General features: G+C 38.2%; 11 protein-coding genes. All 11 read right to left on the bottom strand.

Annotation, left to right across the window (positions count from 1 at the left end; all coding sequences use genetic code 11):
* Positions 1 to 11: 11 nt before the first annotated feature.
* The 11 genes from AC6CHH_RS09805 to nagA all read right to left on the bottom strand — a co-directional run bounded on the left by AC6CHH_RS09805 (position 12) and on the right by nagA (position 17,685).
* On the bottom strand, positions 12 to 827 hold the full coding sequence (locus AC6CHH_RS09805) for a purine-nucleoside phosphorylase (RefSeq protein ID WP_498282291.1): 816 nt from the start codon (positions 825 to 827) through the stop codon (positions 12 to 14).
* A gap of 65 nt (positions 828 to 892) precedes the next feature.
* Entirely contained in the window at positions 893 to 2,404 is a 1,512-nt protein-coding gene (locus AC6CHH_RS09800) for a sodium:solute symporter (RefSeq protein ID WP_498282289.1), read from the bottom strand.
* Positions 2,405 to 2,411: 7 nt separating this feature from the next.
* On the bottom strand, positions 2,412 to 3,230 hold the full coding sequence (murQ, locus tag AC6CHH_RS09795; RefSeq protein WP_498282287.1) for an N-acetylmuramic acid 6-phosphate etherase: 819 nt from the start codon (positions 3,228 to 3,230) through the stop codon (positions 2,412 to 2,414).
* A gap of 84 nt (positions 3,231 to 3,314) precedes the next feature.
* Entirely contained in the window at positions 3,315 to 3,938 is a 624-nt protein-coding gene (locus AC6CHH_RS09790) for a polysaccharide deacetylase family protein (RefSeq protein WP_498282521.1), read from the bottom strand.
* Between the two features lie 56 nt (positions 3,939 to 3,994).
* Entirely contained in the window at positions 3,995 to 5,779 is a 1,785-nt protein-coding gene (locus AC6CHH_RS09785) for a glycoside hydrolase family 9 protein (RefSeq protein WP_498282285.1), read from the bottom strand.
* Positions 5,780 to 5,790: 11 nt separating this feature from the next.
* Positions 5,791 to 7,620 carry an outer membrane protein assembly factor BamB family protein gene (locus AC6CHH_RS09780; RefSeq protein ID WP_498282283.1) on the bottom strand — a complete coding sequence of 610 codons (1,830 nt, stop codon included), beginning with the start codon at positions 7,618 to 7,620 and terminating at the stop codon, positions 5,791 to 5,793.
* Positions 7,621 to 7,684: 64 nt separating this feature from the next.
* Positions 7,685 to 9,544: a RagB/SusD family nutrient uptake outer membrane protein gene (locus AC6CHH_RS09775; protein WP_498282281.1), complete on the bottom strand. Its 1,860-nt coding sequence runs from the start codon at positions 9,542 to 9,544 to the stop codon at positions 7,685 to 7,687.
* Positions 9,545 to 9,554: 10 nt separating this feature from the next.
* Positions 9,555 to 13,037 (bottom strand): SusC/RagA family TonB-linked outer membrane protein, encoded by a 3,483-nt coding sequence (locus tag AC6CHH_RS09770; RefSeq protein WP_498282279.1) that lies wholly within the window; start codon positions 13,035 to 13,037, stop codon positions 9,555 to 9,557.
* A 177-nt stretch (positions 13,038 to 13,214) separates the two neighbouring features.
* Positions 13,215 to 14,432: an exo-beta-N-acetylmuramidase NamZ family protein gene (locus AC6CHH_RS09765; RefSeq protein WP_498282277.1), complete on the bottom strand. Its 1,218-nt coding sequence runs from the start codon at positions 14,430 to 14,432 to the stop codon at positions 13,215 to 13,217.
* Positions 14,433 to 14,864: 432 nt separating this feature from the next.
* Positions 14,865 to 16,463 (bottom strand): glycoside hydrolase family 10-like protein, encoded by a 1,599-nt coding sequence (locus AC6CHH_RS09760; protein ID WP_498282275.1) that lies wholly within the window; start codon positions 16,461 to 16,463, stop codon positions 14,865 to 14,867.
* A 109-nt stretch (positions 16,464 to 16,572) separates the two neighbouring features.
* The gene (gene nagA / locus AC6CHH_RS09755; protein ID WP_498282273.1) at positions 16,573 to 17,685 is read right to left on the bottom strand and encodes an N-acetylglucosamine-6-phosphate deacetylase; all 1,113 of its coding nucleotides are present in this window, start codon (positions 17,683 to 17,685) and stop codon (positions 16,573 to 16,575) included.
* Between the last annotated feature and the right edge of the window lie 54 nt (positions 17,686 to 17,739).

Here is a 17,739-nt window from a genome sequence, read left to right as displayed (position 1 = left end):
AAAAAATACAATTATTGCAATGCAATCAATTCTTTTAATATTTGGGTCATTTTAGGTTCAGCCTCCGTAGCAACGGTAACGATCTCCTCGATTGACACAGGTTTAAGATCCGGATGAAATCCTTCATCTGTAATCACTGAAATTGCAAAAACAGGAAGTTTCATATGGTTTGCTACAATCACCTCAGGAACTGTACTCATCCCAACAATGTCTCCACCGATAATATGCATAAATTTATATTCTGCTCGCGTTTCTAAATTAGGACCCGGAGCTGAAACGTAAACGACCTTATGTGCTCGTATATTATGTTTTTGAGCGATATCCATTCCTTGTTCAATCATTTTAAAATTGTAAGGTTGGCTCATATCCGGAAAACGTGGTCCAAAATCATCATCGTTCGCGCCACGCAAAGGGTTATCGTTTAACAAATTAATATGATCCTCAATAATGCCTATATCACCTTTTTTAATCGAAGGGTTAAGAGATCCGGAAGCATTAGAGACAAAGAGTTTTTGAATTCCTAATCCTTTCAAAACGCGAATCGGGAAAGTAATTTCCTTCATGGAATATCCTTCGTAAAAATGAAGGCGACCCTGCATAGCAACCACATTTCGTCCGTTAAGTTGCCCAAAAATAAGTTTACCTGAATGAAATTCTACTGTAGAAATTGGAAAATTAGGTATATTGGAATACATCATTTGAAATTCAACTTGAATTTCATTGGCAAGCTTTCCTAATCCAGTTCCTAATATAATTCCAAATTCAGGAACGAAATCTCCGATTTTTCGACGAATAGCTTGGATAGATTCTTCGATCATTTGATACATGTGTGCAAAAATACGTTTACCAAACTTAACTTATTTTTTTTGCACACACAAATCAACAATTGGACCTAATTTGACAATTGAAAACCTTCCTTTATTTTGCCTGGTGAGGTAACCAACAATAATAAATATGTAATTAAGCCATTATAAACAATCAGTTCAAACCCAATTTTATAGGCTGTGAATGGCAACACATATTGGTTCAATAAAAAAATCAATACTGGAGCTAGTACACAAATAAATGGAACAATATTATCATTCACTCTGCGTTTGGTCAATATACCAAATGAGAATAAACCTAAAAGTGGTCCATAAGTATAACCAGCGACTTTAAAGATTGCAGACACTACAGATTCATCATTTATCCAATTAAATAAAAGGATAACCAATAACATAACCACCGAGAAGGCTAAGTGAACAATATTTCGCTTCTTCACTAATTTGGGATCATTCGGGTTTTCCTTTTTATTAAAGTTTAAAAAATCCACACAATACGAAGTTGTCAAAGCCGTCAAAGCGGAGTCTGTTGTTGCAAAGGTTGCTGCAGTTAATCCCATCATGAATATAATTCCGGGAACTATCGATAGATGGCGTAAGGCAATCTCCGGGTATAAAAAATCTGATTTGCCAAGATCAGCTATTGAAATACCGTTGGCCTGGGCATAGAAATATAAAAGGGCACCGACTGACAAGAAGAAAATATTAATTAATACAAATATTACGGTGAAAGTCATCATATTTTTTTGAGCTTCACCTATGGTTTTCATACTCAGATTTTTTTGCATTAAATCTTGATCCAAACCTGTCATGGCAATAGTAACAAAAGCACCTCCAATAATATGTTTCCAAATATTACGCGTATCTCCCAATACATTTTCCCAAACAAAAACCTTTGAATAAGAACTTTCCTTTACCTTTTCAAAAGCTTCAACAACACTCAAGCCTAAGCCATCAGCCATAAAGAAAATAGAAAGGATAACCGCTAGCAATAAAAAAGTAGTTTGCAAAGTATCGGTAATAATAATCGTTTTCAAACCTCCTTTATTGGTGTATAACCAAATTAGCACTAAGCAAACAGAGACAGTCAGGAAAAATGGTACATTCCATGAATCAAAAATATACCGCTGTAAAACGATGGCAACCAGATATAATCTAAACGCCGAACCTATTGTTCTAGAAATCAAGAAAATCATAGCACCTGATTTATAGCTTTTATGGCCAAGCCTTTCTTCCAGATAAGTATAAATGGAAGTTAGATTCATTCGATAGTAAAGAGGTAAGAGTACATAAGCAATAACAATAAAACCAATTGCATTACCGATGACAAATTGAAAGTAACTAAAGTTATTTGCATCTGTTAAACCTGCAGGCGTATTTCCAACATCACCTGGCACAGATATAAAGGTTACCCCAGACAAAGCTGTTCCAATCATACCAAAGGCAACCATGTACCATTTCGCATTTCTATTGGCCACAAAAAATGTTGAATTATCAGAGGTATTCTTGGAAGTAAAATAGGATACCGAAAGTAATAATGCAAAATAAACAACAATAAACGTTAACAATATAACTGGTGACATAGTTTTCTTATTTAGTTTTGTTAAGATTGTAATTATCGATAGCCTTGCGCACGTTACCAAACTCTTCGATTAAACTAGCTGCAGTATCTTCGTCCATTCCTGTCTCCGCCATTACCATCCGGACCCCTCTACCTACTAATTTATGATTAGAGAGTTGCATATCGACCATTTTATTGCCTTTTACTCTCCCTAGTCTAATCATAACAGCTGTACTGATCATATTCAAAACTAACTTTTGCGCGGTACCAGCCTTCATGCGGGTAGACCCGGTTACAAATTCAGGTCCAGCAATAACTTCAATTGGATACTTAGCACGTTTTGCAATAGGTGAATTCCCATTACATACCAGACAACCCGTAGCAATTCCTTTTTCATTGGCCTGTTCCAGCCCTCCAATAACATATGGAGTCGTACCCGAAGCTGCAATCCCAAGCACAAAATCATTTTCATTGATCGCATATTCTTCCAAATCCCTCCAAGCCTGATTCATATCATCCTCAGCGAACTCAACTGCTTTACGAATAGCCGTATCGCCTCCAGCAATTAATCCAATAACCCAGTCAAATGGCACACCATAAGTAGGAGGACATTCCGAAGCATCTAAAATACCTAAACGACCGCTTGTACCTGCTCCAATATAAAATAATCGTCCCCCTGATTTCATTCTGTCAACGACCACCTCCACCAAAGCTTCGATCTGTGGAATCACTTTCTCTACAGCCAAAGGAACAGTCCTATCTTCGTTATTTATATTCGTCAGGATCTCAAGAACTGACATTTTATCTAGATTTTGATAATTCGAATCCTTCTCTGTTGTGTTGATCATAGTATTCAGCATTTGCTTTCCTTCAATAACTTTTCGTAAATATGCGACTTTTTGTTAAAAAACGCAAAAACATGCAATGTATTTTTATATCTCGTTTAGTGAGACGAATTTATAATTTTTCTGTTTCAAAGTATCAATTAGCGTATCTAATTGATCAAAAAATTTATCTGTTCTTCTAGAGTCTGAACCTATATGAACTATTATAATATGTCCATTTAGTCCTTTTTCTTTTTCATAGGTCTTCAATTGGTTCATTATCGCTTGTGAACTCATGTATCTTTTATCCATTTCAGGATAGGTGTAATCCGCTGCAGTTCTCAATCCTGGAGTAAAATTATAAAGGTCCAGGCCCAATTCCTTTGTCCAGCTTTGGATCTTTTTATTGTACCATTCAAATGGTGCTACAAATTTATCAATATTGCTGACACCTATTGTTTCAAGTTTCTTTATATTTTTTAATAAATCATTTTTAAACGCTGATTCTGTAACAAGTAGACTATCTCTATTCTCCCATGGGGCATACAACAAATGCTTATCCGAATGTGGACCAATATAATGTCCCGCTTTAAACAGCTTCTTTACTAAATCAGCAGCGTTTTTATCTTCTAGAAAAGTTCCTGTTACAAAGAAGCTTCCCAGAACCTTCTCCTTAGCCAAAACTTTTGCTATGGGAGCTAAACCTTCTCGAAACTCATCACCTGTAAAAATTAAGCTGACCTGTTTCTTGGAGGTATCTCCAGCTATGATGGCACCAAATGAATCAATTAATCTTTTTTTTTTGATTCGCTTTCTTTTGCCGACAATAGATAAATTAACGAAGCAGTACCGTCCATAGTTGGCTCGTTTGTACTGTAATCCCCAAAATCATCATGATAAACAACTAAATCGCTCTGGAACGGCTCATAGGTGTCTGGTTTATACAATTTGATGCCAATCAAATTATTATAAATTGTCGCATAAACAGGTCCATCCACTAATCCACCATCTATAGGATAACCATGAAGGTAAGTAAAAGAGGAATGTGGTTCTGTTGGCGTATCTCCATGTTCAGGTAATCCAAAAACCATACTTGTACCCCATGGATTCACGCCAAAAAGCCAGTCGATGTTGGCCTGCTCTAATTCTTCAAATTGCTTATCACCACTATTTTCTCTGTACCAAATACATTGAATGGCAAAAGAAGTCGTTAAGTTATTACTACACCAAATAAAAGGGACTCCGCGCAAGAAAACATTCTCCTTTGCTCTCTCCCAAACACGTTCAATACCCTGTTGATAAAATCCGAGTACTTCATCTTTTTGAGCTCCTTGGGCAACTTTAGCGAACTCATGATGCCCTAAATTAATAAATGGATAGTATTGATAATGATTTGCAGTATCGCGAATCATCCAAGGGGTTACCTTTTCATCTCGAGCATACTGGAGAGCTTTTTCTAAATGTGCTGCATCTTTATTAAGGTTAAACATACTAACTTCAGCAAGTTCCATATCGTCTTTCCAATTTTCCTCAGCATAGATATAAGGGGATTTAACAGACACTGTTTGGGTTACACCTGGTTTAATATGGGCGAATTGATATGCTGTTGTAGCTTTTTCTTTTAGCGTTTTTGCATAATCCGAATCCTTAGTTTTTAACAACTCGTAACCTAAACCAAATGCACTTACGAATTTGGCGGCCGTTGAGCTAGTTCCGGTGGTATTGTTTAGAAATTTGCCTCGTTGTTGAGGATTTCCATCAATAAAATAAACAGGTCTTTCATGTCCTCGACCATACACCGAATCTTGAGATGGTAATCTCATTTGCGTATGATCGCGGTCGTCAGCAATTTGATTAAACATCATATGAGGCTTAGGATGCATTTTGAGTAGCCAATCCAAACCCCATTTAGCTTCATCCATTATGTCGGGAATTCCATTTTTCCCTTGCAAACCATTTGCTTGCTTTTCATCGGTAAAAACCGATGGAAAATCACGATAAGCAGCAAGTAAATGATACGTTGCATTTGCAGAAGTAGTTGCATATTGAAGGTAGTCAGAGGCATCGTGCCATCCCCCACCGACATCTACTCGCGTACTGTCTGCTAGACCTACTGATTCAGCATACATTGTAAATCCATCATGTGTGTGACAGCTATCTTGAAGATATGGATTAAACAGCGTTCTCTGTTGACGCATATAACGTAAAACAAAGTCAGCCGCACCGTCATATACCTCTGGATTTATTTTAAAAACAGGGGATTTAGTTCCATCATCAGTAAGAATATAAAACTCCCCTTGTTTAACTAAATCAGAAAAATCCAATCGAAACCCCTTGTTAAAAGGACCATATTTCCCAAATTCCTTTCCGGTTTTCTTTTTTAAAACGACCTTACCATTTTTGTTATTTACGACCGAGAACCGTTTAATTGACTGATCAGCTTTGGAAACCCAAACGGCTACTTTTTTAGCCTGAGGGAGATAGCCAAGTTGGTTAATTCTGATCCATGAATTCTCTTCGGCAAATAAATTAATCGAAAAAACCAAAAAAAGTATAACTGCAAAACATTTCATTATATTGATTATTAGTAAGTTAACATGACAACTTTTCCATCCATAGTGCTCACAACAACCTTATTTTTGAGCGTCAAAATAGGGTTTATCATACCATTAGAAATTTTATATTGCCAAAGTATCGCTCCTGATTTAGAATCTACTGCCGTCAATAAACCTTTATCGCTTGGGACAAAGGTGATTCCAGAGTGACTGTAAAGGGCAGTTGGTGCTAGTTCGTAAGGGAGTTTAAGTTTTGCTTTCCAAGTCACATCCATATGGTCAGATTTCGTTGAGACGCCAATTACTTCTCCATCCATGGTTTTAGCAAACACAAGTTTTTTGTTGGGCGAAAGTCCAATTGATTCCCTAACGCGGTATTCAGGTTGTTTTTCTCGCCATATAGTTTTGCCTGTTTTAATATCTATTGCTGTCATATAACGATCTGGCGCCACAATAAAAACTCGATTTTTAACAACAACCGGATAACACGCTGCTGCAGAAAACATTCGATTCTGATGTCCATTCTCCCACTTCCAATGTAAAAAACCTGTCTTCTGATCTAAAGCATAAAAACCATTTCCCCAGCTACCAAATATTACCTTACCATCAGCTAAAGTTGGTAGCGTTGACACATAACCACTTACCTGATTGAATGTCCAATGAACTTTACCATCTTTGACACGTATCGCTCTAAATATCCCATCAGATCCGCCAATATAGGCTATTCCATTTGAAACAGCTGGAGATCCCAAGACCGCTTTGTCGGTAGTTACCTTCCATTTTAATTTACCAGTTTTAGCTTCTAAACCATAAATTGAATGATCGGACGAACCCACAATAACCATAGAATGATGAACCGCAGGGGTAGAATACACTTTACCATCTGTTTTAAAAGACCAGACCTTTAATCCGGTATTCTTATCAAGTGCATAAACTTCACCAACGGTATTCGCAGTAAACAGTAAATGACCGTCACTACTAATTCCAGCTCCAATATCTCCATGATCCTCAAATTCCCAAATCAATTTCGCTTTTGAGGAATTGTTCACGCTGTAATCAGGTCTTTTAAGATCAATTATTTTACCAGCATCTATTTTTTTAAGAGGAACTTTAAGCCAATAATTTTCGGTGATCAACAAAGGCTTTCTTACTTGAAAAAAAGCAGTATCCGATTTTATTGTCACAATATTATATCCACCAACAGGATCTTTTGCTCGTAGATTTGAGCGGCTCATTACCCCAGGAATACCTTCCCAGGAATAGAGTTCATTATGATGCCCATGACCGCAAAGTGCGAGTTGAACATTTCTAGTCTTAATACGCTCAATGGATTCAAACCAGTTATTTAAAGAAGAATCTAGCGGATAATGGTTAATCGCAATTAGAGGAGTTTGTGTATCTGGATTTGCTTTAAAGACAGAATCCATCCATACAAGATTTTCACGTGGTATCTGTCCTGGACTCATTCTCATATTTGGACCTGAGGTCGTACCTATGAATTGATATCCTTTGTGTTTAAAGAAAAATGTTTCTGCACCAAAAATTTTTCTAAAGCTATTGGCTCCGCTCTCTGACCAATTACTATCGTGGTTACCTGGGACCACATATAAAGGTAAATTTAGGCTGTCCAATATTTGTTTGGCTAAAGCCAGTTCAGAGTCTGAACCAAATTCTGTCACATCTCCTGAGAGAATAACAAAATCAATATCTTTTTGTTGATTGAGATCTTGGACTGTCCTTCTCAGGTCATCAGCACCAGTAGAACCACCAACATGGGTATCTGTTACTTGAGCGAACTTAAAAGTTTGGGCAAAAAGAGCAATTGGAAAAAATAATAGAAATAAGAAGATTTTTCTCATAATAGGGAAATAAAAAGCAGAAGGTCAAAGAATTGATCGTTGACCTTCTGCGCGTGTTATCAGACTACCAGCCTGGGGTTTGTGTTAATGTATATCCTCTGTCAGCATATTCTTGAACCAAGGTTTCACTCACCGGCGATAAATAATCTCTTGCATTTACTTTAGGACGATTCGTAAAGTTTCTCACGACATAATAACCTTCCATAGCAGCATCGTTCGTACCATCATACGTTACAATAGTACCGTCTGCTTTCTGAACTTTTAATCTGTTAATGTAAGCTTTCAGGATTTTACCTGGTTTATCTTTGTCTTTAAAATCCTTTAGACCAATCACCCAAGCTCCCAATTTATATGAATCTTTTTCAAAGTCCATTTTTGACAACTTTTTCCAGCGACGTATATCTTGGATTCTAGCATACTCGAAAACAAATTCCATGCGACGTTCACGGCGGATTTCCCACATTAAAGCAGATACGTCAGCGTCTCTATTTGGATCTACTGGAATCGCAGCTAAATTCAATGGTGCTGTTTTAGTTACCCCTTTGCTAGAGGCTACATCATCTAAAGGTCTATTGCGGATCGCATTAATCGAAAGATCTATATCACCTTGAGATACAGCAGTACCTCCATAGAATTCAGCCAATATTTGCTTGGCTTCAATCCAATTCAATACCACCTCAGCTAAACGAGCAACAGGAGCGTCATTTGTATTCGTATTAGATCCCCATTTCGCTGGATACGGAATCCCAGAGTTCAAATACGTTAAAGCTTCCCGACCTGCAAATTTATGCGCATAGACTAAGGTACCAGAAGCTGGCGCGTTTACAGTATCCATAAATGTAGCCTCAAAACGGGGGTCACGTGTTTTAACCAATTCTTGAAGTCTGAAGTCTTTTGCAGTAGCAAGGGTAGAATTTTGGTACGTTTTTCCATCAGCGCAAATAAAAGACTGAATCAAATTCAAATTCGCTGATCTAGGTTGCGTTTCTGTTCCGTTACTGTAAGAAGCAATAGAATGCCTAATGGCTAATGCGTCATCATACGCTCTATAGAAAATAACTTCCTTATTCGAGGCAAGACTTTCAGAGGCAAATAAACTTTTAAAATCAGATCCAAAACTATATTTTCCACTATCCATTACATACTGCGAGGCATCTCTGGCCAATTCTAAATATTTCTTCGCTCTTGCCTTATCAATATTATGATAATGTTGCCAAGATCCTTCAAAAAGCATCATGTTGGAAATTAATGCAGCTGCAGCATAACGGTGAACATACCCCGTTCCTTCACTCTCACGCATGTTTTCCAGGACATATTTGAAGTCCTCATACACTTTATCCATAACAAAACCACGGTCATCGCGATCTTTATATTGGGTATCAAAATCATCAGGTGCAACGGGCGCATCAAAATAAGGAACATCGCCGAAATTACTAACCAAACGACTGTATTCAAAGCCTCTAAAGAATCTGGCTACAGAACTCCAATGCTGATATTCCTCCTCGGTAATTTTTGCTTTGGCAAACCTCTCGATACGGTCAATCATAATGTTGGACTTTCTAACCCAATAGAAATTCCAGTTCGGTCCAGGATGTTCTGGTCTTAGGGTTGTAGGAGTGGAAGTCGTACTCCCTCCTGCCCCAGTTGGCAAAGAACCCAATAAGGCCAATTGCTGGTTTTCGGAAGTCAAATCATCCGAAAAATCATAGTCTCTCAATGGTGTATAAGCGGTTCCAAAACCAGAGTTATACCCCACAAAATAATTGATATAAAAATCATTAGCGAACAAACGCAAATCATTCTCATTTCTCCAATAAGTGGATTCCGAATCCACTGTTGTGTTTAATTCAGGTTTATCCAATAATGTTTCACAACTTGTGAACAGCATGGCTGAGCCTAAAATTATATATGATAATTTTTTCATTGTTTTTAAATTAGAAGTTCAACTGCAATCCAAATGAAGCACTCTTAAAGGTTGGCGTGCCAACTCCTGTTCTTCCTGAATTATAATTACTGTCATTGAACATAGAAAAACCAGAAGTAACCTCAGGATCAATTGGTAAGCCATTCAATTTATCCCAAGTAAAGAAATTCTCTAGAGCGACGTACACACGCACATTGCTCAATTTTGCCGGCGCGATGAAGGTTTTTGGAAGTGCATATCCTAGCGTGATATTCTTAATTCTAAAGTACGATAAGTCCAGTAAATATTTCGATTGAATATGCATGTTGTTCGCATTGTTACTTCCTGCATTATTGAATGCCGCAGGATAAAATGCCCCGGTATTTTCAGGAGTCCAATAATCATCTACAATCGCTGCAGCCATCGCTCCATCAGCGGTATTATACCCAGCAATAGATAGGGCACCATTTCCCCAGATTTCACGTTGTCCAACTCCTTGGAAGAACATCGAGAAATCAAATCCCTTAAAATCTGCTCCTAAACGCAATCCATAATTGTATCTAGGTGTAGAATTACCTATGATTTTCATGTCTCCGGGATTGTCAATTGTTCCGTCTCCATTATCAATTTCACCATCGCCATTCAGATCTTTAAACTTCACGTCACCAGGACCAAAATTAAAGGTAGAAGTTGTTTCCAAACGTGGTTGATAAACCGGATTAGATCCATCAGCATTAGGCTTCAATTCATACGTCAATCCTTGCCCGTTGGTGAAGTATTTTGTCATGTCCTCAGTTAAGGAAATGATTTGTGGCTTCCCATCGGCGTCCAGAACGAAATCATCAGATTGATACAGTCGATCGGTTTCGTAACCCCAGATATCACCATAAATACTACCGTCATAATATGAAGAGGTTAAACGGGAAGAAGTATAATTGTAGAATTTAGAAACCGCATCGTCAAAACTAGCACGTAGGTTTACGCCTAAACCATTCTCAAAGCGGTGATTATAATCCACGGCTAACTCATAACCTTTTGTTTCGATTTCACCAAAGTTACCACGTGGTGCGGTTCCCCCAATTGTCCACGTTGTTCCTTCCATAGGTGCAAACAAATGTTTTGTTGTACGGATATAGTAATCGAAGACAAACCCTAATTTGTTGTTTAAAAAACGAGCATCAACACCAATATCTTTGGTCTCTAAATCTTCCCAGGTCACATCTCTTAAACTAAATGTAGGTGAACCGATTGAATAGAATCGATTTGATCCACCTACCCAGTTAGATTCTGAGGAGCTCATTTGCGGATTATACAAACTTGGTGGTACGGCCTGGTTTCCAATCAAACCATAAGAAGCACGGAATTTCAGATTTGAAAGCGCTGGCTTTGCCCACTCCATAAAATTCTCTTCTGAGACTACCCATCCTGCGGAAGCAGAAGTGAACCATCGCCAAGCAAGATCTTTCGTAAACTTGGAAGATCCATCATAGCGTGCATTACCTTCAAGCAAATACTTGTTTTTATAGGCATAATTCACCCGGCCAAAGAAACCTACCTGCGCGCTGCTAAAACTTTCTCCATCACCAGTAACTGTCCCTGAGGCTAAACTTAGTTGCGGATTATTGATATCCAAGAGATTGGTTTTTTGTGTCCAATTACTTTTCCCATTATCGGTCACTAAATTCGTTCCTACAATAAATTTAAAATCATGATCTTCCTTCAAATTCAAATTGTAAGTCGTAAAGGCATTTAAAGTATGTTTAGCTTCATAAGCAGCACTTGCATACACGTGATCAGGGTTAGATCCAGGTGAAGTATATTCATGAAAACTCAAATCATAAGCTGGCATTGCACCTGCTGCAGTTGCAGAAACTACTGCTCCAGTTCCATCGACGTACACAGTATTGCCAGAGGCATCTAGACGCTCAACTGGCGCCACCCAGCTATTCGCTGCAGAGAATCGTGTTCCAGGTCTAAACCAATCATAATCTTCATTGGTAAAATTATAATCTACGTCAACTTTCCAGTTCTTGGTAAGATTTACAGTAGTACCAACATTCATGTTGATATAGTTCCTTTTCATAGAAGCCTCGTTAGCGGCTTCGTTTTCACTCCAAGGACTACGAATATTATGACCATTCTCATCAGCGCCCATTGGATAGATTGAACTCCAACGGTACATATAGTACCATGGGTCTGCCGTTGTTGAAGACGTAGCATATGGGTACACTTTCTTCCTTTGAGCAAACATAGCGCCTGCTCGCAGCGTAACATAATCGTTCAGTTCAGTGGTCATCCTGACAGCTGCATTCGCTCGTTTGAATTTATCTGAATTACCAGCATCTAGCATACCGCTTTGCGCAATATGCCCAAATGTACCTGTAAAACGGGTTTTTCCGACATTACCGTTTACCGAAGCATTATTGGTAATGGTTGGAGCCCATTCTCTAATCATGTACTCGTAGGGATCATAGGTTCTAAGTCCCAATTTCCTTGCAGAATTGGTAGGATCGACAATCCAGTCACGCCCATAGACGGTCGGATCATCTTTTCCTAATGAACTTCCATATTTATCATCCCATTCTTTAGCCAATTTATAACTCTCTGGCGTTAAATAATAAAAAGCACCAGAAATATTAGAACCTACTCTTTCCATTGCATCTTTGGAATATTTCAATGCATTGATTCTACCCATTTCATATGTTTTGAATGGATTTTGGAACGAAAAGTTATTGGAATAGCTAAGCTCAACTTTTTCTGTTTTTGAACCCGTTTTTGTGGTAATCAAAATTACGCCAAAAGCAGCCTTTGAACCGTAGATGGAAGAAGATGCGGCATCCTTTAAAACCGTTATGGATTCAATATCATCTGGATTTACATATTGAATACTCGGAATCTCCACATTATCCAATAGAATCAGAGGATTACCATTCGCTTGCATGGATGCAACAGCACCACGAATTTTAATCTGTGGATCTGATCCAACTTCACCACTAGGAATGGTGACGGTTAATCCAGGGGTAGTACCCTGAATACCACGACCAATATCAGCAATAGGACGACCCTCTAAGTTGTCCTTAACACTAATAGAGGAAACAGCACCAGTCAGATTACCCTTTCTTTGCGTACCATAACCAACCACTACAACTTCATCCAAGAGGTCACTGGTGGTTTCTAATGTTACACTCAAAGTATTTCCAACAACGGTTACCTCCCTTGCTTGTAAACCCACAAAGGTAAATCTTAAGGTAGAACCAACGGGAGCATCAATGGTATAACGACCATTATTATCTGTTGCAGTTTTTACTGTGGATCCAACCACAGACACGGTAGCACCCGAAATTGCTCCGTTTGGTCCGCTCACAGTTCCTGTTACAGTGTGTTGCAAAACCGATGAAGCTTTCGTCCAGCTAGCATGTTTTCCTAGGTCTTTAACACCTCTTGCCTCTGAAAAAGACGCATATGATGGCATTGTCAAGCCTAGAGCGAGAGAAAAGAGTAGAAGTCTTCGCATAGCTTATTGATTAAAAGTTAATAGTTTGTTTATCATAATTAGGACCTTTTTTTACATGTATTCAAAATGAAGGTTCCGTTTTTTTTTCAAACCTCAGAATTCAACTAATTGCAAAATTCAGAAGGTTAATATAAATATGAATTGGCCCAAAAAAAGTAATTGAGCCAATTCAGTTTGTTATTCAAAGTCAGGATACATTAAATAGCGTTTACGCATTTCTTTATACGCTTTTAACTCTGGTTGCCAGCTCTCACGTATTTCTTGTTCAGTCTTTCCTGCAATAATTTGTTTTCTTAATTCATCTGTTCCGGCTAGCTTATCGAAAAACTCGGCACGAGCAAAGAATTTAGACTTGTCTGGCATCTTTTGATAAAAATCCAAAATATACTTTAAGGTAAACTTTTGATCTTGAGGTGCTAATCCCCTTAAATCTAAGCCGTAATTTACGACTCCTTTACCTTCTACGTGTTTTACCATACCGGCTTTCTCTCCTGGAGTGAAGGTAAAATCGCCATATACAGGATCTGTATATCCTACAACCTGAAATGGCCAGTCCGTTCCTCTACCTACAGAAATATCTGTTCCTTCAAATAAACAAAGAGAAGAGTACAAGCGAACTGAAAGTTGATTGGGTAAACTTGGAGATGGGATTACTGGCAATTCATATTGACTACTGTGTGTGTAGTTCTGAACAGGAATAACCGATAATTTACATTGTTTTCCATTCTCTAACCATTTCTCACCATTAATCATCTTTGCTAGTTCACCAACTGTAAGTCCATGAATCATCGCTATTTTATGAAAAGAAACATTAGATTTGAATTTATCATCTACCCGAACCGGACCATCAACCTGATCTCCACATGGGTTAGGCCTATCTAGTACGATGAGTTCCTTGCCATGTTTGGCACATAATTCCATTACACGATGCAGCGAAGTGATGTATGTATAAAATCTTGCCCCAACATCCTGAAGATCAAAAATCATCACATCAATCGATTTAACGATTGAATCTTGCTTATCATTTTTACCATATAATGTAAAAAGCGGAAGGCCTGTTTTAGAATCCTTATCGTTACTCACTTTTTCTCCACGCTCAATATCCCCTCTGAAACCATGTTCTGGTGCGAAAGCAAATCTAAGATCCACCTTTTCACGAATCAAAACATCTACCAAATGGTCTTTGTTTGCCCCAACCACGGAGGTTTGATTCCCCATCATTCCCACTTTCTTTCCTTTTAATTTAGGTAGATAAGCTGATAATTGATCAGCAGCTGGAAGTATCTCAGCTGAGGTGATAGTGCTCTTAGCAATGACTTGGTTCTGCTTAGTTGCTCCACAACTATTTACTAGTAATAAACCTAACAGAGCTGTTTGTAATAAAAAATATCTCATCGATGAATGGTTTGTTCTATACGAATGGTGAATCAATAATTCAAGGATAAAAATAAAACAAATAACGCACAATAAAGCAAGGTATTGGGGGAAATATGTCATATTTAGCGAAACAATTATTAAAACACGCATAAAACAGAACGTGTTTTCTCATTTTCTTCCGTTTAAAAATTGCATAAAAATGCATAAACCATGCATTTGAGCCATTTTAATGATGCAAACGGTTGCATACGTTAGTGTACAAATTACACATTTTAGTAATATTTATGTGACAAAAGGTGAGATTTATGGGCTTTGTAATAATCTCAATCAAGATAATTTAAAAGATAAGAATTGACTGTTAAGACATTATCTTTAAGGGGCGTCAAAAAGAAAAAGCTGGGAATATTTCTTCCCAGCTTTCTTATACAATGACTCAAGTATGAGCATGTTCTACTGCACTGCCTGAGCGGCGTATGCGCCTTCATTTCCCAAACGGTCAATCGGCTTCAGAGCCACAGCCTTAAGTTTCTTACCGTCCTTGTTCTTAGGGAAACTAATCTCGGATTGGGAAGCCTCAAGTATCTTAAACTCCCAAACCTCACCGTATTGTGCGTAGGCAACCCATTTGAAAATTTGTTCGGGCTGTTTATGCAACCATTTAACAAATAAACTACTGCCTTGATCTGTCAGTAATAAAGTTGGTTTGAGAATTGGGTTAGCTGGCAACCAGGGTGATCTTGGAACCAAGGCCATATTTTTATATGGACCCTCGTGAAGACCTTTTAAGAGCACCGGATTTTTCGTTAATCCAGCAATGCTCCAATGAACTGCTCCTACACTATTGGGTATAATTTCTCGTGTTGCTTCAATCTGACGGTTAATTTCAGTGGCCCTGTTTGAAGCGCGAACCTCAACCGTGTTTAGTCCTGGCCATAAGTGACGATTGTGTGTGTTTTCAGATTGCCACCATTTCAATAGGGTTGTGAAGCTTTGTCTTGGGGGATCAATTGGCCAATACAATTGAGGAGTAAAATAATCAATCCATCCCTCATTTAACCATAATTTAGCATCTGCATACAATTCATCATATTGTGAAGACCCGGTTATCCCTGCCGGATAGCCTGGTTTCCAAATCCCAAAAGGACTTAAGCCAAATTTTACAAAAGGTTTCTCCGCTTTTATTTCAGAATAAATTCGTTTAATAAACTTATTGACATGATCCCTTCTCCAGTCTGGACGACTCAACTGACCACCTGATTTTTTATAAGCGGCCCAGGTAGCGCCATCTGGGAAATCGGCACCACCATTATAAGAGGCATATGGATAGAAATAATCATCGAAATGAACACCGTCTATATCGTACCTTTTAACGATGTCCTTTACAACCTCAGAAGCATGATCCTGGGTCTTCTGGCTTGCGGGATCAAACCAGTACATCCCGTTTCTTAAACGCACAACATGATCTGAGGCCTTTTTGACCATCGATTCACTGCTAACAGGCCCTTGAGAGGAATGATGAGCTCTATATGGATTTAACCAAACATGCAATTCAAGTCCACGTTTATGAGCTTCTTGAACCCAAAACTCTAAAGGGTCATAATATGGTGAAGGGGCTTTGCCAGCTTGGCCCGTTAAAAAGTAAGACCATGGCTCAAATTTAGAATCATATAAAGCATCCGCTGATGGACGCGCTTGAAAGATGACCGCATTAAAATTATTTTCCTTGAGTAAATCCAACAAAAATATAGCCTCCTTTTTCTGTTGATCTGTGCTTAAATTGTTCTTACTTGGCCAATTGATATTAGCCACGGTAGCCACCCAAGCTGCACGGAATTCACGTGGAACAATAGGTAAATTTACTTTATATTCAGTTATTTCAACTTTTTTCTTTATCGGCTCCTTTTCTTTAGGCTCAACGATCTTTTCAGGAAGTTTCTCTGTTGCGGTGGGTATGTCATTTTTGGTTTCTGCGACAACCCCCGTTGTGGCTGTTTTAACCGATTTATTTCTTTTTGTTCGGGAACCACAATTTACAAGGCTTAGAACCATTATTGTTAAAAAGCATAGCTTTAAAATTTTTATCATCTTATACTCAATCATAGCCTTCAAAACTACGGTTTTTATACTCTTTTAATCTAATTGTAACCTATTCTTTATATTAAAAAACAAAATTTCCTTGAAAAACAACCTGCTGAACCTGAAATTCTTCATCAAAGATTAAAACATTGGCTTGTGAACCCGTTCTTAAAACCCCAATATCACTCCTTTTCATTAGGGTAGCAGGATATAAAGTAGCCATTCGAATGCTTTCCTCCAAAGTTAAACCCACTTGATGAACACAATTAGCTACTGCTTGCAACATTGTTAAGGCGGAACCCGATAACGTTCCGTCTGTCAGGGTGTAGTGATCACCTTTGAAAACATGTTGATAAATTCCTGAAGAGCATGCTGCGACAGCATCTGTAATTAGAAATAACCGCTCTTTCATCAATTCCTTGCTCAATTTAACAGCCTGATAGTCCACATGAATTCCGTCAACAATAATGGAAGCACATACGTGTTCATGATTGAATGCTGCGCCTGGTAAACCTACCTCGCGGTGATGTAACGCTGACATCGCATTCCAGAGATGGGTTACTGCAGTAACTGAATTATTAAAAGCTTCGGTAGCTTGATCAAATGTAGCATCACTATGTCCTGCCGTAATTAAGATTTTTTCTTCTTTCAAAAACGCTAAACATTCCTTGCTTAAAAGTTCCGGGGCCACGGTCATCATGGTTACGGCCTGCTGATGATCCTTAAGCAGATCCTCTAATAATGAAATGGTCGCTTGACAAATCAATTCTTGGGGATGTGCACCTCTTTTTTTAGCATTCAAAAACGGCCCCTCAAGATGTAAGCCCAAAGCTACTTTTGGATCAGCTTGTTTGAATACAGCAATCGCTTCCTTAAATACTTCCAAAGTATTGGTAGCGAGCGTTAGGTTAAAAGAAGTACAACCCTGTTTCAATAAATTATTTTCAATGTTGTAAAGACATTCCTTCGTCAAATTTGCCGAGAATAGGTCGTCTCCTGTTCCGTATATTTGTAGATCAATTAAACCAGGACATATATTGGCTCCTTGAACATCCAATTCAGCGAAATCCTTTGGGATATTTCCTTGTTCAGCAATACCTGCTATTTTATCCCCTTCAATTAATAAGACGTGTTGATCTAAAACGGCGTATTCAGTAAAAATTCGACCATTTTTCAAGGCGGTTTTCAGTTTCATGTAGCCAATATACTTATTGTTTTGAAATGTTGAAAATTTACGGCCCTAATCGTA

The organism is Sphingobacterium sp. GQ94 (assembly GCF_059758715.1).
This window is presented reverse-complemented; position numbering and strand designations above follow the sequence as displayed.

Coding starts and splice junctions, on each gene's coding strand:
- AC6CHH_RS09805 (WP_498282291.1), bottom strand. CDS start 827: ATGTATCAAATGATCGAAGAATCTATCCAAGCTATTCGTCGAAAAATC.
- AC6CHH_RS09800 (WP_498282289.1), bottom strand. CDS start 2,404: ATGTCACCAGTTATATTGTTAACGTTTATTGTTGTTTATTTTGCATTA.
- murQ (WP_498282287.1), bottom strand. CDS start 3,230: ATGATCAACACAACAGAGAAGGATTCGAATTATCAAAATCTAGATAAA.
- AC6CHH_RS09785 (WP_498282285.1), bottom strand. CDS start 5,779: ATGAAATGTTTTGCAGTTATACTTTTTTTGGTTTTTTCGATTAATTTA.
- AC6CHH_RS09780 (WP_498282283.1), bottom strand. CDS start 7,620: ATGAGAAAAATCTTCTTATTTCTATTATTTTTTCCAATTGCTCTTTTT.
- AC6CHH_RS09775 (WP_498282281.1), bottom strand. CDS start 9,544: ATGAAAAAATTATCATATATAATTTTAGGCTCAGCCATGCTGTTCACA.
- AC6CHH_RS09770 (WP_498282279.1), bottom strand. CDS start 13,037: ATGCGAAGACTTCTACTCTTTTCTCTCGCTCTAGGCTTGACAATGCCA.
- AC6CHH_RS09765 (WP_498282277.1), bottom strand. CDS start 14,432: ATGAGATATTTTTTATTACAAACAGCTCTGTTAGGTTTATTACTAGTA.
- AC6CHH_RS09760 (WP_498282275.1), bottom strand. CDS start 16,463: ATGGTTCTAAGCCTTGTAAATTGTGGTTCCCGAACAAAAAGAAATAAA.
- nagA (WP_498282273.1), bottom strand. CDS start 17,685: ATGAAACTGAAAACCGCCTTGAAAAATGGTCGAATTTTTACTGAATAC.